Origin of the sequence: Mesorhizobium sp. WSM4983 (assembly GCF_029625765.1) — a bacterium.
GTDB lineage: Bacteria > Pseudomonadota > Alphaproteobacteria > Rhizobiales > Rhizobiaceae > Mesorhizobium.
This window is the reverse complement of record NZ_JARTVM010000010.1, coordinates 61,582-85,213: the sequence shown is the minus strand read 5'-3', so window position 1 is coordinate 85,213 and position 23,632 is coordinate 61,582. Positions and strand designations below refer to the sequence as shown.

Below are 23,632 nucleotides of genomic sequence, written 5' to 3'. Positions count from 1 at the left end.
TCTGGATGAAGCTATGGCGCTACATCCGACCGGTCAAGACCGATCGACCGGCGCAGAGGGAATACGAGATCATGTCCGCCATCGTAACTCGCAACGATTGCCGTCGGCCCGCGGCAGGCGCCGCCGCTTCGGCTGGCCGCGCCTTCGGGCCCACCCATCGATGGAAAGTGCTCGGCATCGGCGTCGCCGCCAATGCCGGCTTCTCCGCTACCTTCTCCGGCATCCCGGCGACGGCTGTGGTGATGCGCCAGGGTTACCATCTCGACAATGCCTCGCTCGGCGCTGCGCTCGGTCTGCTCGGCCTCGGCGTGGCGCTCAGCGAACTGCCCTGGGGCGTGCTTACCGACCGCTGGGGCGACCGCCGCGTGCTGCTGACCGGGCTCGGCGCGACCGCCATGTGGCTTTTTGCCATGGCAATCCTCGTCGTGCCGACGAAAACAGCCGCTCCCGGTGTCGTGCTGCTTTCGGCCAGCCTGCTCGTTGCAGGCCTGCTCGGCGGCAGCGTCAACGGCTCCAGCGGCCGCGCCATCATGGGCTGGTTCGGCGAAGACGAGCGCGGCTTCGCTATGAGCATCAGGCAGACGGCGGTGCCGCTTGGCGGCGGGCTCGGCGCGCTCGTCCTGCCGTGGCTAGCCTTGGGCTTCGGCTTCGCCGCCGTCTTCGGCCTGCTGGCGGCTCTCTCCGCGCTCTCGGCTTGCTTTGCCCGGCGCTGGTTGCACGAACCGCCGACGCAAGGATACGCGCATGCCGCCGCCGTCACGACCGGCCCGGCGCCGCTGCGCAACATCGAGGTCTGGCGCATCTCGGCAGCCATCGGCCTGCTCTGCTTCCCGCAGGTGGCGGTGCTCACCTTTGCCTCCGTCTTCCTGCACGACTTTGCCGGCACGGGCACATGGGTGACCAGCGCCACCCTCGCCGCCGTGCAGACGGGCGCCATGGTGATGCGTGTCTGGAGCGGCCGCTACACCGACCGCCACCGCAACCGAAGGCCGTTCCTGAGGTTCTGCAGCGCGCTGAGCGCGCTGGCCTTCCTGGTGCTATGGGTTCTGGCCATCGCTGCGGCCAGGCAGCCGTCGCTGCTGTTGCTCCTGCCCCTTATGGTGATCGTAGCCGGCATCTGCGTATCGGCCTGGCATGGCGTTGCCTATACCGAGCTTGCGACACTTGCCGGTGCCGGCCATGTCGGCACCGCGCTCAGCCTCGCCAACACTCTGGTCTTTGTCGGCTTCTGCCTGGTGCCGATCGCCATTCCCTGGCTTCTGCTTCTCTTCGCATGGCCGGGCGTGTGGCTGGCGGCCGCGATCTGCGCGGCGATCGCATGGCCGATTTTTCTGCGCACGGCCTGACGTTTTCGCCGGCTTTCCACAGCTGGCGGAGGCCGGCTTATCTGCAACATGAAAAAAACACGATCGGTGCCGTTAACCCCCCATCAAGGTTAATGCTTCATTTTGGCTCTCCGGGGTCAGTAGCGTTTCTGGAGAGTTCCGTGCATCGACGCGTTCTTACGCGGCTCGTCGCCGCCGCCGTTGCGAATAAACGTTCCTTCCTTCCTCCTTTGGTTCTGGGGCTCGGCTTCTGGGTCGGCTTTCCGTCCGTCGTCGCTTACCAGGATATGGCAAGCCTCGTGTCCGGGCTGGAGTCGCCCAGCCATCGCTGGAATGCCTATGTCGAAAAATCCGTCGCCGGCTCGGTGCATGCCGCCGAGATGCCGTTCGTCGATTCGGCCGCCACGGGCTCGATCTCCGGCTCCGGCGTGGACCTGCCTGGCGTCGGCACGGTGGCGCTCCGCGGCAAGGGCAATGTCGCCGGCGCTACGCCCGATGAGGACCGCGTCGTGCGCGCCGACAAGAAGGGCCGCCTCGTCCAGGTGTCGCCCGTTGCGCCGCCGAAGAATTTCAGCGCCGGCTCCATCTTCGAGCGCACCTCCTCGCTGCTCCGTCCGGCGATGGACAGCGGCCTGAAGCTGACTTTCGCCAAGCCCGGCATCAAGGGCAAGGAAATCCAGATCGCCCAGGCCTTCCACATCCGCGAGGACAAGAAGCCCGATCCGGATTTGCCGGCGGCTCTCGTCGCTCTCGTCAACAACGACAAGCCGGACATCCTCGCCACCGCCTATGCCCAGTCGGCGCCGGACTATGCCAAGGCCTCGCCCTTTGAGGCTCTGCTGCAGGACGATCCGAATGACGGCCGCTTCATCCCGCCGATGGGCAAGGGGGATCACGCCTGGATGCAGAATCCGCTGCCTGCGGCCGTCTTCTCCAAGCCGGAACAGGAATGCCTCGCCAAGGGCATCTATTTCGAGGCGCGCAGCGAACCGGTGCGCGGCCAGGCCGCGGTGGCGCAGGTGATCCTCAACCGCGTCCGCAACCCTGCCTATCCGAAGACGATCTGCGGTGTCGTCTACCAGAACGACAACTGGTTCAACCGCTGCCAGTTCTCCTTCGCCTGTGACGGCAGGAAGAAGCGCATCAACGACGCGGTCGCGTACAAGACCGCCCAGGATGTCGCCATGGCGGTGACCGCCGGCAAGATCTTCATCCCCGAGGTCGGATCCTCGACGCATTACTACGCCAATTACGTCCATCCGGGCTGGGCGCGCGCCATGCAGCGCATGACCAGGATCGGCCTGCATATCTTCTATCGCACCTATGGCGGCGGCTGGAGCTGAGCCGTTTAGGCGGCTCGAACTGAGCCGCTTGATCGGCACCCCGCGGCAACGCTCTTTCTCGTTTGCTGCGCGCACCGATCAGCGCGGCTTGTCGCCCGGATTCGCGCCGAGTCCTCGCACAGGCGTGACGGGCACGATGTCGCACCCGGATAAGCCATTGATTTGAAAGCGGAAAATACATCGCTTTGAAGTTCGGCCCGTGGCTTGACGGGCGCGGACCCGCTAACTATGTTGCCGGCGACTTTAGAAGCGGACGGACGGTGATCGTCTGCCCGGGCAGGGGGGTTGCGATGGCCGACAATAACGGGCCAGACGGAACCGGAGAAACCGGCCGCGGCAGGCAGCCAGAAGCCACCATCCGCGACGACGAACTTGAGCGCCGCCGGCGCGAGCTTGAAGCATCGCTTGCATCAAGACGCACGGACCGGCTCGAGGGGAAAGACGAAGCGAAAGCTGCGACCGGTTACGGTCAGGCCCTGAAACTGTCCAGCGAGTTCATCGCCGGAGTGGTGGTTGGTGTCGGCCTGGGCTGGATCATCGACCGCTTGGCGGGAATCGCGCCCTGGGGTCTGATCGTCGGCCTGCTGCTGGGTTTTGGCGCCGGTATACTCAATGTCCTGCGTTCGTCGGGACTTGCATCGGAATTCGGCCAGGGCGGCAAGCCGCCCGAACCGAAGGACTGAAGTAAGGCGCCGCAAGGCGCGAAAGAAACTTAAGAAGCCGGTTGTGGCTTTGACGGGGATTTAAAGTGGCTGCTGCTGACCAGGTCGATCCGATCCACCAGTTCCAGATCCATCCGATCATCCCGCTTCATATCGGCGGCTACGACATTTCTTTCACCAACTCCGCTCTGTTCATGGTCGTGACGATCGCCGTCGCTTCCGCTTTCCTCTACATGAGCACCGCCAGCCGCGCCCTCATTCCTGGCCGCCTGCAGTCGGTCTCGGAAATGGCCTATGAGTTCGTCGGCAACATGCTGCGCGATGCGGCGGGCAAGCAGGGCATGCAGTTCTTCCCGCTGGTGTTCTCGCTGTTCATGTTCGTGCTGGTCGCCAACCTGATCGGCCTGTTCCCTTATTTCTTCACCGTCACCAGCCACATCATCGTCACCTTCACGCTGGCGATCCTGGTCATTGGCACCGTCATCGTCTACGGCTTCGCCAAGCACGGCCTCGGCTTCCTCAAGCTGTTCGTGCCGCATGGCGTGCCTGGCTATCTGATGCCGCTGGTGGTGGCGATCGAAGTCATTTCCTTTGTCTCGCGTCCGGTCAGCCTCTCCGTTCGTCTTTTCGCCAACATGCTGGCCGGCCACATCACGCTGAAAGTGTTTTCGGGCTTCGTCGTCAGCCTCAGCGCGCTGGGTGCGGTCGGCATCGCCGGCTCGGTCCTGCCGCTCGCCATGGCGGTTGCCCTGACGGCGCTGGAACTGCTGGTCGCCTTCCTGCAGGCCTACGTCTTCGCGGTGCTGACCTGCATGTATCTGAACGACGCTCTGCACCCGAGCCACTGATCGATTTTCACCGGCGCCCCGGCGCCAGCATACCCAACGTACCAACCGCAACGATTACGAAAACCACAGGAGTTTTGAAATGGACGCAACTGCAGCAGCTGCTATCGGCGCTGGTATCGCCTGCATCGGCATGGGCGGCGCCGGCATCGGCCTCGGCAACATCTTCGGCAGCTATCTCTCGGGTGCGCTCCGCAACCCGTCGGCCGCTGACGGCCAGTTCGGCCGCCTGATCTTCGGCTTCGCCGTGACCGAAGCGCTGGGCATCTTCTCGCTCCTCATCGCGCTGCTGCTGGTCTTCAGGTAAGAACCACGCGCTGACGAAAGGGGCCGCATGGTGCGGCCCCGCCGTATGGACAGGGGAATGAGATGTTCGTGACATCTGCCTTTGCGCAAGAATCCGCGCCGGCCACGGCCGAGGGCGATACGCATGCGGGCACCGCCGTGCCTGCCGAGGAGCATGGCACGTTCCCGCCGTTCAATGCCGAGACCTTCCCGTCGCAGATCCTGTGGCTCGTCATCACCTTCGGGCTCTTCTATTTGTTCCTGAAGCGGGTTGTGATGCCGCGCATCGGCGGTATCATCGATGTCCGCAACGATCGCATCACCCAGGATCTCGACCACGCCGCCAGGCTGAAGGGCGAGGCGGACGCTGCCGTTGCCGCCTATGAGCAGGAATTGGCGGAAGCCAAGGCCAACGCCAACAAGATCGGCCAGCAGGCGAGCGACGCCGCCAAGAGCGAAGCCGAAAGCACGCGCAAGAAGCTCGAGGCGGAACTCGAGAAGAAGCTCGGCGAAGCCGAGGCGAGCATCGCCTCGATCAAGGCCAAGGCGATGAAGGAAGTCGGCACCATCGCCGAGGACACCACGTCGGCCATCGTCGAGGCGCTGGTCGGCGGCAAGACCGACAAGGCCGAGATTTCGGCCGCGGTCAAATCCGCGACCCGGTGAGGAGGCCATCATGGACGCCACATCACTTGCCACGCTCTGGGCCACCATTGCCCTGATCATCTTCCTCGGCGCCGTCATCTATCTGAAGGTGCCGGGCATGCTCGCAAAGTCGCTCGATTCCCGCGCGGCCAAGATCAGCAGCGAACTCGAGGAAGCGCGCCGCCTGCGCGAAGAGGCCCAGCAGCTGCTCGGCCAATACCAGCAGAAGCGCAAGGAAGCCGAGAAGGAGGCCGCCGACATCGTCGCCGCCGCCAAGCGCGAGGCCGAGCTCCTTGCTTCCGAGGCGCATAAGAAGACCGAGGACTACGTCGCCCGGCGCACGGCGCTTGCCGAGCAGAAGATCAGCCAGGCCGAGCGCGAAGCGATCGGCGAGGTGCGTGCCAGCGCCGTCGACATCGCCGTCGAGGCCGCCCGTGCGCTGCTTGCCGCCAAGGTCGACGCCAAGGCCGGCGCCGATTTGTTCAAGTCGGCGCTGCAGGACGTGAAGGCCAAGCTGAACTGAGCGGCTCTGCCGTTGCTGACATGAAGCCGCCTGGGCAACCCGGCGGCTTTTTTGTTTTGGGCGCGAATAATCTTCCCCCTTGAGGGGGAGATGTCGCCGAAGGCGACAGAGGGGGCCGTTGCGCGTAGAGCTCAACCCCTTGTGCGACTAAGAGGGCGTTGGCGCTTCACGCGCGACGACTCTCAGCCTGCCTTCAAGAGGGGAGATTAATCTATTCCCTCGAAGCTCTCTTCCGCTTCCGCCACCTCGACGCCGCCAAACCGGAACGGTGCGAACGACGCCCTATGCAGTCGCGCCACCGGGCCATGCGCCTCGATCGCGGTCCGGTGGCGGACCGTCGCGTAGCCCATATGCATTTCGAAGCCGTAATGCTCATGATGGCCGCCGCAGCCGCACATCATGCGGTCGCGCATCACCTTGGCGATGATCGAGGCGGCGGCGATAGATTGCGAGCGCTGGTCGCCCTTGATCAGCGCGCGTCCCTCGCAGGTGAGCCCTGGCGGCACGTCGCGGCCGTCCGCCAGCGCCAGTTTGGGCGGCAGCGACAGTCCGGCGGCGGCGCGGCGCATGGCTTCCAGGCTGGCTTTCAGAATGTTGCTGTTGTCGATGCCTTCGGCGCTGATCGAGGCCATCGAGACGCTGAGCGCCGAGCCCAGGATTTTGAGGAACAGCGCCTCGCGCTGCAGATGGGTGAGGCGCTTGGAATCGTCGAGCCCTTCGGGAATGTTGGCCGGGTTGAGCACCACGGCCGCGGCCACCACCGGACCGGCAAGCGGCCCGCGGCCCGCCTCGTCCATCCCCGCTACCGGCCACAGCCCCTCGGCCATCGCTTTCGTTTCAATCGAGAAGTCGGGCTTCTCGACCATTTCGAAGAGAAGCGGAGAATCGGAACGCGCGCGAGCCATGGTGCGGCGAGGTTCGCATCGGCTCCGATTCTCCGCAAGTCCCTCCGGGTCGGATGGGGCGTCGGACCGGGAGGGCACCGTCTCACGGCCGGGGGACTGGGCCGGACGGGATTCTTGAGCAATTCCAGGAAGAGTGCGTAGCGGGCCTTCCGTACGAAGTTACATCAAAACAGAGGTTAGCGGATCGCAATCCGGGCGCAAAACTCTGCCTCCCGAGTTGCCTTAGCCGCCGGCCTTCGCGGCCGGCATCATCTTCACAGCAGCATCAACTGCTCGCCGACGCCGGAGCCTGCGACGAATTGGTCGGTCCGAAGCTGCCGCCGCTCGGCATTGAGGCCGAGCCGCTTGGCGGCGATCTCGAAGCGCCGGCCGATCTGCCAGGCATAGGGTCCGGCGCCCTTTATGCGCCTGCCCCATTCCGAATCGTAGTCCTTGCCGTCGCGCATCGAGCGGATCAGCGACATCACATGCCGGTAGCGATCCGGATAATGGCGCAAGAGCCAGTCCTTGAAGATCGGCGCCACCTCGAGCGGCAGACGCAGCACGACATAGCCTGCCTCCCTGGCGCCGGCGGCACGCGCCGAATCGAGGATGCGCTCCATCTCCGGATCGGTGAGGCCGGGAATGATCGGCGCCACCATCACTGAGGCGGGGACGCCGGCATCCGAAAGCTGCCTTATCGCTTCCAGACGCTTTGTCGGCGTCGAGGCGCGCGGCTCCATGGTTCTCGCCAGCATGCGGTCGAGCGTCGTCACCGACAGCGCCACCTTGGCGAGGCCGCGTTCGGCCATGCGCGACAGGATGTCGATATCGCGCGTCACCAGTGCCGACTTGGTGACGATGCCGACCGGATGGCCGCGCGCCTCCAGCACCTCCAGGATCTCGCGCATGATCCGGTATTGCTTTTCGATCGGCTGGTAGGGATCGGTGTTGGTGCCGATGGCGATGGTGCGCGGCTGGTAGCCGGGCTTCGACAATTCCCTGTCCAGCATTCGCGCCGCATCGGGCTTGGCAAAGAGCTTCGATTCGAAATCGAGCCCCGGCGACAGGCCCATGAAGGAATGCGTCGGCCTGGCAAAGCAGTAGACGCAGCCATGCTCGCAGCCGCGATAGGGATTGATCGAACGATCGAAGGAAATGTCCGGCGACTCGTTGCGCGTGATGATGGTGCGCGGCTTCTCGACCTGCACCTCCGTCTTGAACGGCGGCAGTTCCTCCAGCGAGTTCCAGCCATCGTCGAACACATGCCGGCTGACCGGCTCGAAGCGGCCGGACGGATTGATGCCCGCGGAGCGTCCGCGATTGCGGTCCGGCCGCACGCGCATGCCGCTCTGTTCTATCATTGCATTTGCCATCTCGGCTCTGCCTGCTCCGAAAGCGGCAATGTCGGCGCGCACGATCTGTTCCATTTTCGCCCTCTCCCAGGGACTGTCGGCAGGCTGTCGAATCGCTCTGTTCATGAAACTATTCCTATTTTGCCAATGAGAACAAAGCAAGAACTTTTTCGTTCAGAACGCGCATCTGGCGCAGCGCCGCGCTTTCCGCTATTCGGCTAAAATGCTCAGCGTCCTCATCGAAACCAGGAACGACGAAGAAGGCCTTGCCCGCACGCTGGCCTCGCTGATCGGCGGCGCGGTCGAGGGCGTGGTGCGCGACGTCATCGTCTGCGACACCGGCTCGACCGACCAGACGCATCGCGTCGCCGAGCATGCCGGCTGCCACCTCGTCGCCGGCGGCATCGCAACAGGCATCGGCCAGGCCAAGGGCGACTGGCTCCTGCTTCTGGAACCCGGCGCCCGGCTCGCCGAAGGCTGGATCGACGACGTCGTCGCTCACGCGGCGAGGCAGACGATGCCGGCGCGTTTTTCACGCGCCCGCGGCAATCGCACGCCGTTTCTGGTCCGGGTTTTTTCGGGCAACCGGGCTCTGGAGGAAGGGCTTGTCATCAGCAAGCGCCAGGCCACGGTGCTGGCGAAAAGCGCCCGCAGCGCCGAAGCCCTGGCGCGCGGCCTCGCCACCAGAAGGCTGATTGCCGAAATCTGGGTGGCGCCGCCGAAGTGAGCGCATGCCCTCCTTCTCTCCAGAAGGCGAAAAGAGAGAAAAAGGCCGCGAACTTTGCCGGCCCATTCTATTGTGCATTGCACAAAAACCTGCAGTGGATTAGCATCTGCTTGAAGCGGGACAATCGGGATTGGGTGACGATGAAGCGGCAGACGGCTGGCGCTTCGTCGGACGCCATGCATACGAGGAACCCGATGAACCTTGGTACTCCAGACAATTCAGGCGCGGCCAGCCTGGAGGCGATCGCTCGTAATGGCAGCCTGTTTAGGCGCATCGCCGTGCGCATCCCGACCTATCTGAAAGATCTACGCGAAAATCCGGCCTGGCTGCCGATGTTCGTGCTGGCGCGCACCATGCCGGGGCGCCGCATGCACTGGCTAGGCGCCAGACGCGTTCGCCCGCTCGACAATGCGGGAGAGACGATGTTTGCCGGCGTCGATCGCGAGGCGGTGGTCGCGGCGCTTCGCTCCGATGGACTGTTTTCGGGGTTCACGCTGCCGTCGGCGATCCATGAGGAGATCGCCGTTTTTGCGCAACGCACGCCCTGTTTCGGCAATTTCGACCGCCGTCTCGAATTCATGCCGGGCGACCATGCCGAGGCGGAGAAGCGTTTCGGCCGCTCGCTGCTCAGCGGGCATTATTTCGAACGCATTCTCGATTGCCCGGCGGCGCTTGCCATCCAGCGGGATCCGCTGCTCCTCGAGGTCGCGCAGCACTATCTCGGCGGCCAGGCGAAACTGATCACGACGCGCGTGTGGTGGAGCTTTCCGACCGGCAAGGCCTCGGATGCCGACAAGAATCTCGCCTCGCTCGGCAAATACCATTTCGATCTCGACGATTGGCGGATGCTGAAATTCTTCTTCTATCTGGTGCCGGTCGACGCCGGCACCGGCCCGCATGTCTATGTCCGCGGCAGCCACAGGCGCCGCGCGCTCAAGCACCAGCTCACGCTTCTGGTCGGCCACCCCGCGGAAGACGTGCTGGACGTCTACGGTCCGGAAAGCGCTGCGACGCTGACGGGCGAGGCGGGCCTCGGCTTCGTCGAGGATCCGTTCGGCTTCCATATGGGAACGGTGCCGACGCATACGCCGCGGCTGATGATGGAAATCGGCTTCGGCGTCTCGCGGCCGTCGCGCCGCCGCTTCCACGGCGAGCCGGTCATCCGCTGAGCCGGACGGGGCCGCTACTCCGGCTTGCCGCCGCGCCTGAGGTGCTCGTCCAGCCGCGGCATGATCTCGACGAAGTTGCAGGGCATGTGCCGGTAGTCGAGCTGCGCCTTGATGATGCCGTCCCAAGCATCCTTGCACGCGCCGGGCGAGCCCGGCAGCACGAAGATAAAGGTGGCGTTGACGACGCCGCCGGTCGCCCGGCTCTGGATCGTCGATGTGCCGATCTTGTCATAGGAAATCCGGTGGAAGACTTCCGAAAAGCCGTCCATGCGCTTTTCGAAAATCGGCTCCAGCGCTTCCGGCGTTACGTCGCGGCCGGTGAAGCCGGTGCCACCCGTGGTGATAACGACGTCCACCGTTTCATCCCTCGACCAGGCGAGCACTTTTTCGCGGATCTTCTCGCGGTCGTCGGTGACGATGTCGCGAGCCACCAGTATATGGCCAGCCTCTGCGATGCGGTCGGCCAATATCTGCCCGGATTTGTCCTCGGCCAGGCTGCGCGTGTCGGAAACGGTCAGCACCGCGATGCGCACCGGGATGAAGGGGCGGCTTTCGTTGGCCATCAGTCGGTCTCCATGCTGCGCGTCGCGGCCACGAACCAACCGGGATGGCGGCGGCGGATGTCGATCGCCGCGCGCTTGGCGACATTGCCAGTCTCGAACAGGCCGAAGCAGGTAGCGCCGGAGCCCGACATGCGGGCAAAGGCGGCTCCCGCTTTTTCCAGCGCCTTGAGCGCATCGCCAATCGCCGGTTGGATGGCGCGAGCGGCAGGTTCGAGATCGTTCCGCGTCGTGTCCAGCCAATTGCGTATGCCGTGAAAATCGAGCCGGCCGGGCAGCGGCGGCAATGCCGCATTGTCAGGTCCGGAAAGCGCCTTGAATACTTCGGGTGTCGAAACGGCGACGCCCGGGTTGACGAGGACCAGCGCAAGCGCCGGAAACTCCGTCAGCGGCGACAGTTCATCGCCGATGCCGCGCGCAATGAGCGGCCTTGCCTTGAGGCACATCGGGAGATCGGCGCCGAGCGTCAGCCCGATCCGCGCCAGCCCCGCCTCCCCGATGTCGAGCTCCCAGAGGCGCGAAAGGCCGTTGAGCGCCGCCGCCGCGTCGCTCGAGCCGCCGCCGACGCCGGAAGCGACCGGCAGGTTCTTCTCCAGCCGGATGGCGACTGGTGGCGCCTGTTGCGCGCCGGCTTCCCGCCGCAACGCGTCGCGCGCTTTGAGTACCAGATTGTCGCCATCGATTGGCACGCCGGCGGCGAAGGGACCAGACGCCGAGAACGCATCGTCTTGCGCCAGCTCGATCTCGAGCCGGTCGCCGAAGCGCGTGAACACGGCAACGCTGTCGAGTAGGTGATAACCGTCGGCGCGCCGTCCGGTGACGTGCAGCGCGAGGTTGATCTTGGCAGGCGCAAGCCATGTCCGGGACTTGGCCTCGGCCTCCAGAATGTCGGCTGCTGGCGAGATGGTGTTCAGTCCTTAGCCAGACGGTACTCGCCGGTCTTCGGATCCTTGACCAGCGTTCCCATCGTGCCGTTGGCCGCCTGCTTCTCGGTGCGCCGGATCTTGGCCGTCACGCGCTCGGCCTCGCGTACGAAAGCGCGATAACCGAAATAGGCGGCGGCGCCGACGACAACGAAGAAAATGATCTGCGGCATCTCACAACTCCTCCCGCGTTTCTCGCGGCAAGGCCGGCCGGATGGGTCGGTCAAGCGGCCATGCTAGACGCAATCATGGCTTTTTCAAAGCCCGAAGCGCGCCCACAGCGCGCGCTCTTCCGCCGCATCGATGACGCCGCTGGCCGCGGCCGCGGCGATGTCCGGCGCCGAAAAACGCGATCCGAACAAGCCGAAACGGCCGAAAAGCCCGCGCGGCGCGGTGATCAGCCTGAGCTGCGTCTTTTCGCCGAAACGGGTCTTGAGCACGCTGCGCATGTCGCCCAGCGCATCGACGAGGCCGAGCTCGAGACCCTTTTTGGCGGTCCAGAACAGTCCGGTGAACAGATCCGGGTCGTCCTTGAGCTTGGTGCCGCGCCGTTCCTTGACGAGATCGATGAAGGTCTCGTGCACTTCGAGCTGCAAGGCTTTCAGCCGCTCGACGTCTTCCCTCTTTTCCGGCTTGAAGGGGTCGAGCACGGCCTTGTTCTGGCCCGCGGTGTGGACGCGCCGCTCGATGCCGATCTTCTTCATCAGCTCCGGGAAGCCGAAGGAGGCGGAGACGACGCCGATCGAGCCAACGATCGAGGAAGGGTCGGCGAAGATCTCGTCGCCGGCGATTGCGATCATGTAGCCGCCGGAGGCCGCCACATCCTCGATGAAGACGAGCACTCGTCTGTCCTTCTCTGCCGCCAAGTCGCGGATGCGCTTGAAGATCAGCCGCGACTGCACCGGCGAGCCGCCCGGCGAGTTGATCGAAATCGCAATCGCCGGCGCGTCGAAGCCGAACGCCTTCTCGATGAGCCCGGCCGTCGAGGCGAGCGACAGGCTTGGCCGGAACTGGCCGCCGCCGGGCATGATCGTGCCATGCAGCCGGATGACCGGAATGGTGACGACTGTCGAGCGCCAGGATTTCGGCAGCAGGCGGTTGAAGAAGCGTTTCACGAAAGCTTGTCTCCACAAGAGATGCTAGAGCAAGGTCAGACCTCATCCTTGCTCCCGGGCATGTAGGAATTCGCCGCGCAACGGCAATGCCGCATCGCCGGCCTCTGATCAATCGCCGAACAGCGACGCCAGCCCGTTGTTGATCATTTCGGTCCGCTCCGTCGGCTCGTTGCCGGATGCGCCGTGCAAGGTGAGCGGAGGCCGGATCGACAGTTTTCCGCGCGCGCCGAGCACCGCCCTGACGACGATGCGGATCGCCGCCGCGTCTGGGCGCGGGTGCACGCAGAGCATCTCGGCATCGCCGAAGCGGCCTTCCATCGCATCCAGGATGGCGACAAGCTGCTCCGGCCGCGCAATCGCCGCCAGTCCGCCGCGCGGCTTGACGACGGCGGCCGCACTTCTGATCCAGCGCTCGAACAGGCCGTCCTCCGCGACATGCGCTTCTCTGCGCAGCGCGTCCGGCGTTGCGCGGTCTTGTGCCGCGTTGAAGGGCGGGTTCATGACGACGAAGTCGAACGAATTGTCGGCAAGTCCGGCTCCGTGCCGTGCCCGTCCCGCAAGCGTGACGTCGGCCTTAAGCACCGAGGCGCGGTCGCCGAGATGCGCGTTGCCGGGGTGGGCAAGCGTGGCGGCGGCAAAGGCCGCCATCTCCTCGGAACGCTCGACCAGAACCGCGTGTGCCTCAGGGCAGCGCGACAGCACGGCGAGCGTCGCCGCACCGGCGCCCGCGCCGAAATCGGCGAGCCGGCCGGAAAAGCCGGACGGGACGGCAGCAGCCAGCATCATGGCGTCCATGCCGGCACGGTGGCCTTGTCGCGGCTGCACCAGCCAGAAGCGCCCGCGATGGAAGGCGTCGACCGTGTGGGCCGGCGTGTCCGGGGCGAGGGCGGTTGATGCTGCCATTATTGCCGGCGGATCTCGTTCTCGATGCCGGCATCCTTCAGGATGCGCCGCGCGGCATCGGCTTTCTCGGCATCGACCATGACGCGCCTGGGCAGGATGCCGATCGATCCGTCGAGCACGCTCATGTTCTGGTCGGCGACGAAGCAGGCGATGCCGGCGTCGCGCATGAGCGATTCGACGAAGGAGATGAGGACGGCGTCGTTGGTGCGGACAAGCTCGATCATGGAATGAAAATCGCAGGTTGCGGCGCTCATGTAAACGCCGGGGCCGCCCAGCGCCAGCCAAACCGCGCCAATTCGCCTCTTGCCGTGCGCGGTTGTGCCGACCTAGAGTCCCACCGGGACCAGGGTGTTGTCGGGCGCGTCAATGAGACGGGAGTGATCGTGGTGGGTGTCGTTCTGAATATCGAAGGCAAGCGGGAACCTGCTTCCATCCAGGATCTCATCGACCTGACGGCAGCCGACATGGGACGGGTCAACGAGCTGATCCTGTCGAAGGCCGGCTCCGACGTCGAGATGATCCCGGAGGTCGCCAACCACCTGATCTCGTCCGGCGGCAAGCGGCTGCGGCCGATGCTGACGCTCGCCGCCGCCCAGATGTTCGGCTATGCGGGCGAGGGGCACGTCAAGCTCGCCACCGCAGTCGAATTCATGCACACCGCGACGCTGCTCCACGATGACGTCGTCGACGAGAGCGCGCTTCGCCGCGGCAAGAAGACGGCGCGCATGATCTGGGGCAACCAGGCGAGCGTGCTGGTCGGCGACTTCCTGCTCGGCCAGGCTTTTCGCATGATGGTCGAAGTCGGCTCGCTGGAGGCTCTCGACATCCTGTCGAGCGCCGCCTCCATCATCGCCGAGGGCGAGGTGATGCAGCTTGCGGCTGCCAAGAATCTGGAGACCACCGAGGACGAGCACTTCGCCGTCATCAAGGCCAAGACCGCCGCCCTGTTCTCGGCCGCCGCCGAGGTCGGTCCGGTGATCGCGCTCGCTTCCCGCACCGACCGGGCGGCGCTGCGCTCCTATGGCATGAATCTCGGCCTTGCCTTCCAGCTCATAGACGACGCGCTGGACTATGGCGGCTCCAGCAAGGACCTCGGCAAGAATGTCGGCGACGATTTCCGCGAGGGCAAGGTGACGCTGCCGGTGATCCTCGCTTATCGGCGGGGCACCAAGGCCGAGCGCACCTTCTGGAAGCGCGCCATCGAGGAAAATGTCGCCGACGATGCCGGGCTCGAAAAGGCGATCGGTCTGATGACCCGCCATGGCGCCATCGCCGACACGATTGGCCGCGCCCGTCACTTCGGCGAGATCGCCCGCGACGCGCTCGCGCCGCTGGAGGCGACGCCGCAGAAATCGGCGCTGATCGACGTCATCGATTTCTGCATCAGCCGCGTCAACTGAGCGCCTGTCGGTTCTTCTTGGCATCGCCTGGCGTCCGCCGGGCGGGCGCCTGTGATTCCGCTCTGGCCGTCTCGACAAACGGCAGCTCAGCAAATTATCTATAAAACATGGCCACCACAGAGGACACGATCGCCGTCCGCATCAGCAAGGAACTGGCGGACCGCATCATTTCGGGCGTTATCGAGCCAGGATCGCGGCTGCGCCAGGACCATGTCGCTGAGGAATTCGGCACCAGCCACGTGCCGGTGCGCGAGGCCTTTCGCCGCCTCGAGGCGCAGGGTCTGGCGATCAGCGAGCCGCGCCGCGGCGTGCGTGTGGCCGCTTTCGACCTCGGCGAGGTCAGGGAAGTGGCCGAGATGCGCGCGGCGCTCGAAGTGCTGGCGCTGCGCCACGCCGCGCCGCATCTGACGCCGGCGATCCTCGACCGCGCCGAGGAGGCGACCAAGGCGGGCGACAAATCCCGCGATGTCCGCTCCTGGGAGGAGGCCAATCGCACCTTCCACCGCTTGATCTTGACGCCCTGCAACATGCCGCGCCTGCTTTCCACCATCGACGACCTGCATGCCGCAAGCGCGCGTTTCCTGTTCGCCGCCTGGCGCTCCGAATGGGAGACCCGCACCGATCAGGATCACCGGGCGATCCTGAGCGCGCTGAGGCAAGGCAACACGGAATCGGCCGCCGCCACGCTCGGCCGGCATGTGCAATGGATCGGCCAAAAACCGGTCAAGACCGCTTCCGGCAGGACTCGCGACGCCTTTGCCATTGTCGGCTAACGCGAGAACGCAGACACAGCTGCCTTTCTGCGCTCAATCGCACTCAAATGTCGGTTTTGCGCGCCCCAGAACCCGGTGAACGGCTCAGCTTCTTCGCTCCTGCGATCTGCCTCCGCGAAGGCAGCGCTTGCCATCTCCGCAAAAATATGGATTCGATAATAGATCGATTGCAGGAATTATCTATAATTTCAACTCAACCAGGGACCTCACCGTGACAAACATCGCCGTTTCGACCCGCCAGTCTTCCTTCAGCCCGCTCCAACTGCACAGCCGCTCCGTTGCCTGGCAGTTCGGCGCCGTCGTCCTCGGCTCGCTGTTCCTGGCGCTGTCGTCCTACATCGAGGTGCCGATGGTGCCGGTTCCGGTGACCATGCAGACCTTCGCGGTGACGCTGGTCGGTGCGCTCTATGGCTGGCGCTTCGGCGCGCTCACCATCGCGGCCTGGCTTGTCGAGGGTGCCGCCGGCTTCCCGGTTCTGGCCGGCGGTGCGGCCGGCGTGCAGCATTTTATGGGCCCGACCGGCGGCTATCTCTTCTCCTTCCCGATCGTCGGTGCGATCGTCGGCTGGCTGGCCGAGCGCGGCTGGAACGGCAATCGGGTGATGCTTGCCTTCGCCGCCATGCTCATCGGAAACCTTCTCTGCCTGGTTCTCGGCACGGCCTGGCTTGCCGCCATGATCGGCGCCGAGAAGGCCATCACCTTCGGCTTCCTACCCTTCATTGTCGGCGGCCTTCTGAAGTCGGCGCTGGGCGCCGCGACGCTGAAGCTCTTTTCCACCTATCGAGCCGAACCGCGCGACCGCTCGTCAAAGACGCAATGACTGTCAGGCTGCGCGCCCATCATCTGCTCTGCCTGCTGACCTATGTCGGCAAAGGCTACTCGCCCGCCTTCACCGCCAACTACGACAATGTGGTGAAGCGGCTGGGCGAGGGCGAGGCGGTCCTGATCGTGTCCGGGCCGGACGACATCTGCGCCCCGATGCTGGACGAGCGCGAGCCGCACTGCCTGGGCGAAGGCGCCGCCGAGCGCGACGGGCTCGGGGCGCGCGACGTCGGCGCTCTCCTCGGCCGGCCCGTCCGGGCCGGCGACCGGCTCGTGTTGGATGCCTCCAGCCTGGCGCCGATGCGCAAGGCGTTTTCCGCCGGCCTGACGCGTCAGGCGTGCTCGGGCTGCGAATGGTCCGACCTGTGCAGCGCGGTTGCCCTCAGCGGATTCCAAGATACGCGTCTTTAGGCGGCGCTGTCTGCGGCTTCCCGCGCCGGACTTTTTGGATGCACGCCGTATTTTTTAAGCCCGATGATTGCATTGTGATTCGCTGCGGATTGAAGCCTGACCCCAAAAAGGCCATGCTTTGTCGGGAAAACATCGACTCTATGGGCGGTCCGCCAAGGGGGGATCGCGTCTGGCTGAAAGGGATACAATGCGGCAAGGACGTGCGCGCTGGCTGACGAGGCTGGCATTTTTAGCGGGTGTGGCGCTGTCGGTGCTGCCTGCCCATGCCAAGGAAAACTCCCAACCGGTCCAGATCACGTCCTTTTCGGGCGCCTATCTTGCCGCCCATATTGCCGAAAGCGACAACGATCTCGACAATGCCATCGCCTATTACAAGCAGGCGCTGGCCTTTGCCCCCAATGACACCGAGCTGCAGCAGAGCCTCATGCTGGCGCTGGTCGCCCAGGGCCGCTTCGAGGAATCGCTGGTCTATGCCGACAAGCTCAAGGAAGTTCCCGATGTCGAGCGCTTCTCGCGTCTGGCGCTTGCCGTCGATTCCTTCCACAAGAAGGACTACGCCAAGGCTCAGTACTGGCTGAAGCTGTCGCTCGAATCCGATCTCGACCGGCTGCTCTCCGGCGTCATGGACGGTTGGGCCAAGGAAGGCGCGGGCGATGCCTCCGAGGCGATGGCTTCGATCGACAAGCTGAAGGGGCCGGACTGGTTCGGCCTGTTCAAGTCCTTCCATCGCGCCCTCATCGCCGACGCCGCCGGCCTTTCCGCCAAGGCCGATGAGATCTATGCCGCCACCCTGGCCGATACCGCCGCCGGCGGCTCCGCGCCCGAGACGTGGATGCGCAATGCCCAGGCCTATGCCTCGTTCCTCGCCCGCAAGGGCGACAAGACAAAGGCGATGGCGGTGCTGAACCAGGCCGAAGCCTTCGCGCCTGGCAAGCTCGAAATCACCACGCTGCGCGACAGGATCAGCAAAGGCGACAAGATCGAGCCCCTGGTCGCTACCCCGGCCGACGGCGCCTCGGAAATCCTGCTCGACCTCGCCACCGCGCTCAACCGTGGCGGCGGCGAGCCTTTCGTTAGGCTCTATCTGCAATATGCGCTGGCGCTGAAGCCGGACAGCGACGCCGCCCTCGTGCAGCTGGCCGCCGTCGCCGAGCAGCTGAAGGACGGCGAAGGCGCGATCGCGCTCTATCGGCGCATTCCGGCCTCCTCGCCATTGAAGGAGCTTTCTGAGCTGCAGCTTGGCCTGAACCTTGCCGACATCGACCGTCACGACGAAGCCATCGCGCATCTCAAGGGCTACGTCGATGCGCACCCGACCGACATGCGCGGCTACCTGGCGCTTGGCGGCGTCTACTCCTCCAAGGAGGACTACCGTTCGGCTGCCAATCTCTACGACAAGGCGGTCGAACAGCTGAAGACGCCGACTGCCGCCAACTGGAACATCTTCTACCAGCGCGGCATCGCCTATGAGCGGTTGAAGGAATGGCCGAAGGCCGAGCCCAATTTCCGCAAGGCGCTGGAGCTGCAGCCCGACCAGCCGCAGGTTCTGAACTATCTCGGCTATTCCTGGGTCGACATGAACACGAACCTCAAGGAAGGCCTGGCGATGATCCAGAAGGCCGTGGATCTCAGGCCAAGCGACGGCTACATCGTCGACTCGCTTGGCTGGGCCTATTACCGCCTCGGCCGCTTCGACGACGCCGTGCGCGAAATGGAGCGCGCCGTGTCGCTGAAGCCCGAGGATCCGGTTCTCAACGACCATCTGGGCGACGCCTATTGGCGCGTCGGCCGCAAGCTGGAAGCGACCTTCCAGTGGACCCAGGCACGCGACCTGAAGCCGGACCCGGATGTGCTCGCCACCTTGCAGCAGAAGCTGCTGAAGGGCCTGCCGCCGATCGAGTCCAACACGGCGCAGGAAACGCCGAAGGTGAAACCGGTCCCGCCCGCGGCGCCGAAGGGCTGAGGCGCACATTTCTGCAGTTTGGCGGGGCCCTTGGGAGCCCCGCAACGTTTCAAAACATCTTGCGGTAGACGACGAACCCCGAGCGCTCGCCGATCCTGTCATAGAGCTGCATGGCGGTGTGGTTGGTCTCGTGCGTCAGCCAGTAGACGCGACCCGAGCCCGCGGCTTTGGCGCGCTCGTAAACGCCTTCGATCAGCGCCCGGCCGACGCCTTGGCCGCGCGCGGCTTGTGAGGTGAAGAGATCCTGCAGATAGCAGTTCGGCCCGATCGCGGTGGTCGAGCGGTGGTAGAGATAATGGACGAGGCCGAGAAGCTTGCCGTCGCGCTCGGCCACCAGAGCATGCACCGGCTCGTAAGCGTCGAAGAAGCGCGACCAGGTCATCCGGGTGATCTCGCCGGCAAGCGCGGTCTCGCCCGAGCGGCCGTAGAATTCGTTGTAGCCGTCCCAGAGCGGCAGCCACTGCTCGTAATCCTGCTGGGTGACGGGGCGGACGGTGAGTTGACCGAGCATGGCGGGAACCTTTGTCGTTGCGGCTCGCCGAAGCAAACGGCCCGCGTGAGCGGCCGGCAATGGGCCACCCGCCGGCAAAGCGTTCAACCTCTCCTCGATGCGGCGCCCTGCCTTGACGCTTGCCGGCCCGGCAACTAGGGAAAGCCCACTCCCAGCGCTTTCCGAGGCCGCCGTGACCGTCGAGATCCCTGCCCACATGCATCCCAGCCGCTCCTTCCAGGGGCTGATCCTGACCTTGCACAACTACTGGGCAGCTTACGGCTGCGTCATCCTGCAGCCCTACGACATGGAAGTCGGCGCCGGCACCTTCCACCCCGCCACCACCTTGCGCGCGCTCGGCCCGTTGCGTTGGAACGCGGCTTACGTGCAGCCGTCGCGCCGGCCGAAGGACGGCCGCTACGGCGAGAACCCGAACCGGCTGCAGCATTACTATCAATATCAGGTGATCCTGAAGCCGAACCCGCCGAACCTGCAGGAACTCTATCTCGGTTCGCTGGAAGCCATCGGCGTCGATCCGCTGCTGCATGACATCCGCTTCGTCGAGGACGATTGGGAAAGCCCGACGCTGGGTGCCTGGGGCCTCGGCTGGGAGTGCTGGTGCGACGGCATGGAAGTGTCGCAGTTCACCTATTTCCAGCAGGTCTGCGGCATCGAATGCGCGCCGGTGGCGGGCGAGCTCACCTATGGGCTCGAGCGCCTCGCCATGTATGTGCAGGGCGTCGACAATGTCTATGACTTGAATTTCAACGGCCGCGAGGGGCCTGAGAAGGTCACCTATGGCGACGTGTTCCTGCAGGCCGAGCAGGAATATTCGCGCCACAACTTCGAATTCGCCAACACGGCGATGCTGCTTCGGCATTTCGAGGACGCCGAAGCCGAGTGCAAGGCGCTGCTCGCCGCCGGCGCGCCGGCGTCGAACGACAATTCGTCGATGCACCGTCTGGTTTTCCCCGCCTATGACCAGTGCATCAAGGCCAGCCACGTCTTCAATCTGCTTGACGCCCGCGGCGTGATTTCCGTGACCGAGCGCCAGAGCTACATTCTGCGCGTGCGCAACCTTGCCAAGGCTTGCGGAGAGGCGTTCCTGCAGACGCGCGCGGGCGGCCTGGCGACTTAGCCCAAAGTCACGCTGGCGATCTCGGCGGCGGCTGCCGTCGGCAACGTGATCTGGACTGTCGCGGCATCGATCGTCCGCAGTGCCTGTCGCACGCCCGGCATCGAGAATGTGCCATGCATCTGGGCGGCGAAGCAGGCGCTCAGTGCCAGGATCTGCAGGATTCTCGATGCCGTCTTCATGGTCGTGCAGCCAATAGTTCTCCGTCTGAGCGTTGGTCGCTTCAGCACTGTGTTTGGTTCATGGGGTGTCTGTTCCTATGACGGGTGGGCTCGTGTCGTCCCGACAAAGAACTGAAAATTTCCTGAAATAGCTCGAACTGCCGACCGGCAGGCAGGGTGACAGGCGCGAGCCGAGTTGCTATGCGCCCTCTACTTCCCCCTTGATGGGGGAGGTCGCCACGAAGCGGCGGGTGGGGTGACGGGCGCTTCCCTATGCCAAACTTGATCGGTTCAAGCTGCAGTCCGCACGAAGCGTGCGCGCGGCAATGACCGAGGAGGAACGCAGGCTGTGGCGGCACCTCTGGCGTATTCCGGTCGAAGGAACGCACTTTCGTCGACAAGCGTCGGTTGGCGGTTACTATCCTGACTTTATCTCCCATCGGCTGAAGCTGATCATCGAGGTGGATGGCTTCCAACATGGCTTTGATGGCCAGCAGAGCCATGATGCAGTCCGAACGAGATGGTTTGAGAGCCAGGGCTATCGCGTCGTCCGCTTCTGGAACCACGAGATAAAAAACGAACTGGATTCCGTTCTCGATACAATCTATGCGGCTGTGGAAAAACGAAAATCACACCTTGGTCTGCGCGATGGTGCCGAAGGTGCTGGCGGCTGAAACGCCGCCACCCCACCCCGGCGCTGCGCGCCGACCCTCCCCATCAAGGGGAGGGTAAGGAGCTAACTGATGCCTGACCTACTCCTAGAACTCCGCTCGGAAGAAATCCCCGCGCGCATGCAGCGCAAGGCGAATGGCGATCTTCGCAAGATGCTGACCGACGGCTTGGTCGAGGCGGGTCTGACCTATGAGGCGGCGCGCGAATACTGGACGCCGCGCCGCCTGGCGCTGGACGTGCGCGGGCTGACGGCGCGCTCGAAGGACATTCGCGAGGAGATCAAGGGCCCCTCGACCACCGCGCCCGACCAGGCGGTGCAGGGTTTTCTGCGCAAGGCCGGCCTTTCGTCGATCGCCGAGGCGCATGTCCATTCCGATCCCAAGAAGGGCGACTTCTACGTCGCCCACATCTCGAAGCCGGGCAGGGCGGCGGAAGAGATCATCGCAGAGCTGGTGCCGGGCATCATCAAGAACTTTCCCTGGCCCAAATCGATGCGTTGGGGCGCGGCCTCGGCCAAGCCCGGCTCGCTGCGCTGGGTGCGGCCGCTGCAATCGATCGTCTGCACCTTCGGCCCGGAGACCGAGGAGCCGGTGGTGGTCGACTTCGAGATCGACGGCATCCGCTCCGGCAACGTCACCTACGGCCACCGCTTCCATGCACCGGGCCCGATCACCGTGCGCCGCTTCGACGACTATGTGGCGAAGCTCGAAGCGGCCAAGGTCGTGCTTGATGCCGACCGGCGCAAGGAGATCATCCTGGCCGATGCCCGCAATGTCGCCTTCGCCAACGGCCTCGATCTCGTCGAGGACGAGGGCCTGCTGGAAGAGGTCTCTGGCCTGGTCGAGTGGCCGGTCGTGCTGATGGGCGAGTTCGAGCAGGATTTTCTCACCATCCCGGCCGAGGTCATTCGCCTAACCATTCGCGCCAATCAGAAATGCTTCGTCACGTCGCGCCCAACCTCCCCGCTAGAGGGGGAGATGTCGGCGAGGCCGACAGAGGGGGGTGCCGTCCCGCCGTTCTCTCAGCGCGAGGCACTCCCCTCTGCCCTGCCGGGCATCTCCCCCTCAACGGGGGAGATTGGCCAATCGCCACTCTCCGACCGCTTCATCCTGGTTGCCAATATCGAGGCGAAGGACGGCGGCAAAGAGATCGCCTACGGCAATGGCAAGGTGGTGCGGGCGCGTCTCTCAGACGCCCTCTATTTCTGGAAGACCGACCAGGGCGACCTGCCCGACCTCGGCACGCTGCAAGAGTCGGCGGCGAAGTTCGAGCTGGATCTAAAGAAGCCGCTCGACCAGCGCATGGCGCGCCTTGACCATCTCAATGTGACCTTCCATGCCAAGCTTGGCACGCAGGGCGCCCGGGTCGAGCGCATCAAGCGGTTGGCCAAGGAGCTGGCGCCGACGGTGGCGAAGTCGATCTCCCCGCTTGAGGGGGAGATGGCCGGCAGGCCAGAGGGGGTCGCTTCGGCTGGTGCGACGCATTCTGGCCTTTCGAAGAGGGAAGAGGTTGGCACTCCACGCGAGACGACCCCCTCTGTCGCCTCTGGCGACATCTCCCCCTCGAGGGGGGAGATTACCGCGCTCGTCGCCCGCGCCGCGGTGCTCGCCAAGGCCGACCTGCAGACCGAGGTGGTAGGCGAGTTCCCGGAATTGCAGGGCGCCATGGGCCGCAAATATGCGCTGCTCCAAGGCGAGCATCCGTCGGTGGCCGCGGCCGCCGAGGAGCACTACAAACCGCAAGGCCCGTCCGACCGGGTGCCGACCGACCCGGTGTCGATTGCTGTCGCGCTGGCCGACAAGCTCGACACGCTGACCGGCTTCTGGGCGATTGATGAAAAGCCGACAGGCAGCAAGGATCCGTTCGCGCTCAGAAGAGCTGCACTCGGCGTGGTCCGAATCCTGATCGAGAACCGCATTCGCCTCGGACTGACATCGGTCTTCGCCAACGCCTTTGCGAGCTTCGCCGGCGATGCCGCACAAATTTCGGATCTCCTAGGCTTCTTGCATGACCGCCTCAAGGTATATCTCCGCGAAAGCGGTGCACGATACGATCTTATCGACGCCGTCATCACGCCGCAGTCCGACGACCTTCTGCAGATCGTTCGCCGCGTCGAGGCGCTGGGCAAGTTCCTCGACACGGAGGATGGCAAGAACCTGCTTGCCGGTACCAAGCGCGCCGCCAACATCCTGGCTGCCGAGGAGAAGAAGAAAACACGGGTCGCCGAGATTGTTGAGCCGGCGCTGTTCCGCGAGGATGCGGAAAAGAAGCTGTCTGCCGCGGTGAATCAGGCCGAGAAGGAAGCCGGCCAAGCGATTCAAAACGAAGATTTTTCCGCCGCCATGCTGACGCTTAGCGTCTTGCGTGAACCGGTTGATTCATTCTTTGAAGGGGTTCTCGTGAATGATGAGGACCAGGCCGTGCGCGCCAACCGCCTGGCCCTGCTTGCTCGCATCCGCGCCGCCACCGACCAGGTCGCCGATTTTTCAAAGATCGTCGGCTGACAGCCAGAATGCCGGTCGGAAGCTGCATGCTCCGTAA

The 23,632-nt window shown here is 64.7% G+C and carries 27 protein-coding genes; 17 read left to right on the top strand and 10 right to left on the bottom strand.

What is annotated here, in order from left to right:
- The first annotated feature begins 71 nt into the window (after window positions 1–71).
- From P9254_RS23160 to P9254_RS23130, 7 genes are all read left to right on the top strand, one after another.
- A complete protein-coding gene (locus tag P9254_RS23160; protein ID WP_278057154.1) occupies window positions 72–1,346 on the top strand; it encodes an MFS transporter in 1,275 nt (424 codons plus the stop codon).
- 140 nt (window positions 1,347–1,486) lie between these two features.
- Window positions 1,487–2,668 carry a cell wall hydrolase gene (locus P9254_RS23155; RefSeq protein WP_278057153.1) on the top strand — a complete coding sequence of 394 codons (1,182 nt, stop codon included), beginning with the start codon at window positions 1,487–1,489 and terminating at the stop codon, window positions 2,666–2,668.
- Window positions 2,669–2,958: 290 nt separating this feature from the next.
- Window positions 2,959–3,351 (top strand): AtpZ/AtpI family protein, encoded by a 393-nt coding sequence (locus tag P9254_RS23150; RefSeq protein ID WP_278057152.1) that lies wholly within the window; start codon window positions 2,959–2,961, stop codon window positions 3,349–3,351.
- Between the two features lie 65 nt (window positions 3,352–3,416).
- Complete coding sequence (locus P9254_RS23145; protein WP_066999043.1) at window positions 3,417–4,178, top strand: F0F1 ATP synthase subunit A; 762 nt, start codon at window positions 3,417–3,419, stop codon at window positions 4,176–4,178.
- A gap of 79 nt (window positions 4,179–4,257) precedes the next feature.
- A complete protein-coding gene (locus tag P9254_RS23140; protein WP_066999040.1) occupies window positions 4,258–4,482 on the top strand; it encodes a F0F1 ATP synthase subunit C in 225 nt (74 codons plus the stop codon).
- A 62-nt stretch (window positions 4,483–4,544) separates the two neighbouring features.
- A complete protein-coding gene (locus P9254_RS23135) occupies window positions 4,545–5,126 on the top strand; it encodes a F0F1 ATP synthase subunit B (RefSeq protein ID WP_066999038.1) in 582 nt (193 codons plus the stop codon).
- A 10-nt stretch (window positions 5,127–5,136) separates the two neighbouring features.
- Window positions 5,137–5,628, top strand: a complete 492-nt coding sequence (locus P9254_RS23130) for a F0F1 ATP synthase subunit B (RefSeq protein ID WP_066999035.1) — start codon at window positions 5,137–5,139, stop codon at window positions 5,626–5,628.
- A 206-nt stretch (window positions 5,629–5,834) separates the two neighbouring features.
- On the opposite strand, the gene P9254_RS23125 is transcribed toward P9254_RS23130, so the two are convergent.
- Together P9254_RS23125 and P9254_RS23120 are read right to left on the bottom strand one after the other, a co-directional pair.
- On the bottom strand, window positions 5,835–6,533 hold the full coding sequence (locus P9254_RS23125; protein ID WP_067327805.1) for a ribonuclease HII: 699 nt from the start codon (window positions 6,531–6,533) through the stop codon (window positions 5,835–5,837).
- A 254-nt stretch (window positions 6,534–6,787) separates the two neighbouring features.
- On the bottom strand, window positions 6,788–7,942 hold the full coding sequence (locus P9254_RS23120; protein ID WP_278057151.1) for a PA0069 family radical SAM protein: 1,155 nt from the start codon (window positions 7,940–7,942) through the stop codon (window positions 6,788–6,790).
- 148 nt (window positions 7,943–8,090) lie between these two features.
- Between P9254_RS23120 and P9254_RS23115 the strand changes: the two genes are divergently transcribed.
- Together P9254_RS23115 and P9254_RS23110 are read left to right on the top strand one after the other, a co-directional pair.
- A complete protein-coding gene (locus tag P9254_RS23115; RefSeq protein ID WP_278055362.1) occupies window positions 8,091–8,594 on the top strand; it encodes a glycosyltransferase family 2 protein in 504 nt (167 codons plus the stop codon).
- Between the two features lie 194 nt (window positions 8,595–8,788).
- Window positions 8,789–9,763, top strand: a complete 975-nt coding sequence (locus P9254_RS23110; protein WP_278055479.1) for a hypothetical protein — start codon at window positions 8,789–8,791, stop codon at window positions 9,761–9,763.
- A 14-nt stretch (window positions 9,764–9,777) separates the two neighbouring features.
- Here P9254_RS23110 and moaB read toward each other — a convergent pair whose 3' ends face one another.
- From moaB to P9254_RS23080, 6 genes are all read right to left on the bottom strand, one after another.
- Complete coding sequence (gene moaB / locus P9254_RS23105; RefSeq protein WP_067327808.1) at window positions 9,778–10,326, bottom strand: molybdenum cofactor biosynthesis protein B; 549 nt, start codon at window positions 10,324–10,326, stop codon at window positions 9,778–9,780.
- Entirely contained in the window at window positions 10,326–11,207 is an 882-nt protein-coding gene (locus P9254_RS23100; RefSeq protein WP_278057227.1) for a 4-(cytidine 5'-diphospho)-2-C-methyl-D-erythritol kinase, read from the bottom strand. Before P9254_RS23100 ends, moaB begins: the two co-directional genes overlap by 1 nt.
- Window positions 11,208–11,233: 26 nt before the next feature.
- Window positions 11,234–11,419 carry a hypothetical protein gene (locus tag P9254_RS23095; protein ID WP_066999017.1) on the bottom strand — a complete coding sequence of 62 codons (186 nt, stop codon included), beginning with the start codon at window positions 11,417–11,419 and terminating at the stop codon, window positions 11,234–11,236.
- Between the two features lie 84 nt (window positions 11,420–11,503).
- Window positions 11,504–12,361: a S49 family peptidase gene (locus tag P9254_RS23090; RefSeq protein WP_067327810.1), complete on the bottom strand. Its 858-nt coding sequence runs from the start codon at window positions 12,359–12,361 to the stop codon at window positions 11,504–11,506.
- 108 nt (window positions 12,362–12,469) lie between these two features.
- Window positions 12,470–13,264, bottom strand: coding sequence for a tRNA1(Val) (adenine(37)-N6)-methyltransferase (locus P9254_RS23085; RefSeq protein ID WP_067327811.1), 795 nt, complete (start codon window positions 13,262–13,264; stop codon window positions 12,470–12,472).
- Window positions 13,264–13,488 carry a putative signal transducing protein gene (locus P9254_RS23080; protein WP_066999078.1) on the bottom strand — a complete coding sequence of 75 codons (225 nt, stop codon included), beginning with the start codon at window positions 13,486–13,488 and terminating at the stop codon, window positions 13,264–13,266. The genes P9254_RS23085 and P9254_RS23080 overlap by 1 nt, the downstream gene beginning before the upstream one ends.
- Before the next feature lie 162 nt (window positions 13,489–13,650).
- Here P9254_RS23080 and P9254_RS23075 point away from each other — a divergent pair, with 162 nt between their 5' ends.
- The 5 genes from P9254_RS23075 to P9254_RS23055 all read left to right on the top strand — a co-directional run bounded on the left by P9254_RS23075 (window position 13,651) and on the right by P9254_RS23055 (window position 18,633).
- Complete coding sequence (locus tag P9254_RS23075) at window positions 13,651–14,664, top strand: polyprenyl synthetase family protein (protein WP_095801112.1); 1,014 nt, start codon at window positions 13,651–13,653, stop codon at window positions 14,662–14,664.
- Between the two features lie 107 nt (window positions 14,665–14,771).
- Entirely contained in the window at window positions 14,772–15,437 is a 666-nt protein-coding gene (locus tag P9254_RS23070; protein ID WP_066999005.1) for a GntR family transcriptional regulator, read from the top strand.
- 211 nt (window positions 15,438–15,648) lie between these two features.
- Window positions 15,649–16,257 (top strand): biotin transporter BioY, encoded by a 609-nt coding sequence (locus P9254_RS23065; RefSeq protein ID WP_095830456.1) that lies wholly within the window; start codon window positions 15,649–15,651, stop codon window positions 16,255–16,257.
- The gene (locus tag P9254_RS23060; RefSeq protein WP_278057150.1) at window positions 16,254–16,670 is read left to right on the top strand and encodes a DUF1284 domain-containing protein; all 417 of its coding nucleotides are present in this window, start codon (window positions 16,254–16,256) and stop codon (window positions 16,668–16,670) included. Before P9254_RS23065 ends, P9254_RS23060 begins: the two co-directional genes overlap by 4 nt.
- Window positions 16,671–16,857: 187 nt before the next feature.
- Complete coding sequence (locus P9254_RS23055; RefSeq protein WP_127241110.1) at window positions 16,858–18,633, top strand: tetratricopeptide repeat protein; 1,776 nt, start codon at window positions 16,858–16,860, stop codon at window positions 18,631–18,633.
- Window positions 18,634–18,682: 49 nt separating this feature from the next.
- Here P9254_RS23055 and P9254_RS23050 read toward each other — a convergent pair whose 3' ends face one another.
- Window positions 18,683–19,144, bottom strand: coding sequence for a GNAT family N-acetyltransferase (locus P9254_RS23050; protein ID WP_278057149.1), 462 nt, complete (start codon window positions 19,142–19,144; stop codon window positions 18,683–18,685).
- 172 nt (window positions 19,145–19,316) lie between these two features.
- Here P9254_RS23050 and P9254_RS23045 point away from each other — a divergent pair, with 172 nt between their 5' ends.
- The gene (locus P9254_RS23045; RefSeq protein WP_082954005.1) at window positions 19,317–20,261 is read left to right on the top strand and encodes a glycine--tRNA ligase subunit alpha; all 945 of its coding nucleotides are present in this window, start codon (window positions 19,317–19,319) and stop codon (window positions 20,259–20,261) included.
- Here P9254_RS23045 and P9254_RS23040 read toward each other — a convergent pair.
- Window positions 20,258–20,440, bottom strand: a complete 183-nt coding sequence (locus P9254_RS23040; protein WP_095827080.1) for a hypothetical protein — start codon at window positions 20,438–20,440, stop codon at window positions 20,258–20,260. The two genes, P9254_RS23045 and P9254_RS23040, sit on opposite strands and share 4 nt — an antisense overlap.
- 275 nt (window positions 20,441–20,715) lie before the next feature.
- Here P9254_RS23040 and P9254_RS23035 point away from each other — a divergent pair, with 275 nt between their 5' ends.
- Together P9254_RS23035 and glyS are read left to right on the top strand one after the other, a co-directional pair.
- Window positions 20,716–21,093: an endonuclease domain-containing protein gene (locus P9254_RS23035; RefSeq protein WP_278057226.1), complete on the top strand. Its 378-nt coding sequence runs from the start codon at window positions 20,716–20,718 to the stop codon at window positions 21,091–21,093.
- 69 nt (window positions 21,094–21,162) lie between these two features.
- Window positions 21,163–23,595, top strand: coding sequence for a glycine--tRNA ligase subunit beta (glyS, locus tag P9254_RS23030; RefSeq protein WP_278057148.1), 2,433 nt, complete (start codon window positions 21,163–21,165; stop codon window positions 23,593–23,595).
- Window positions 23,596–23,632 lie beyond the last annotated feature (37 nt).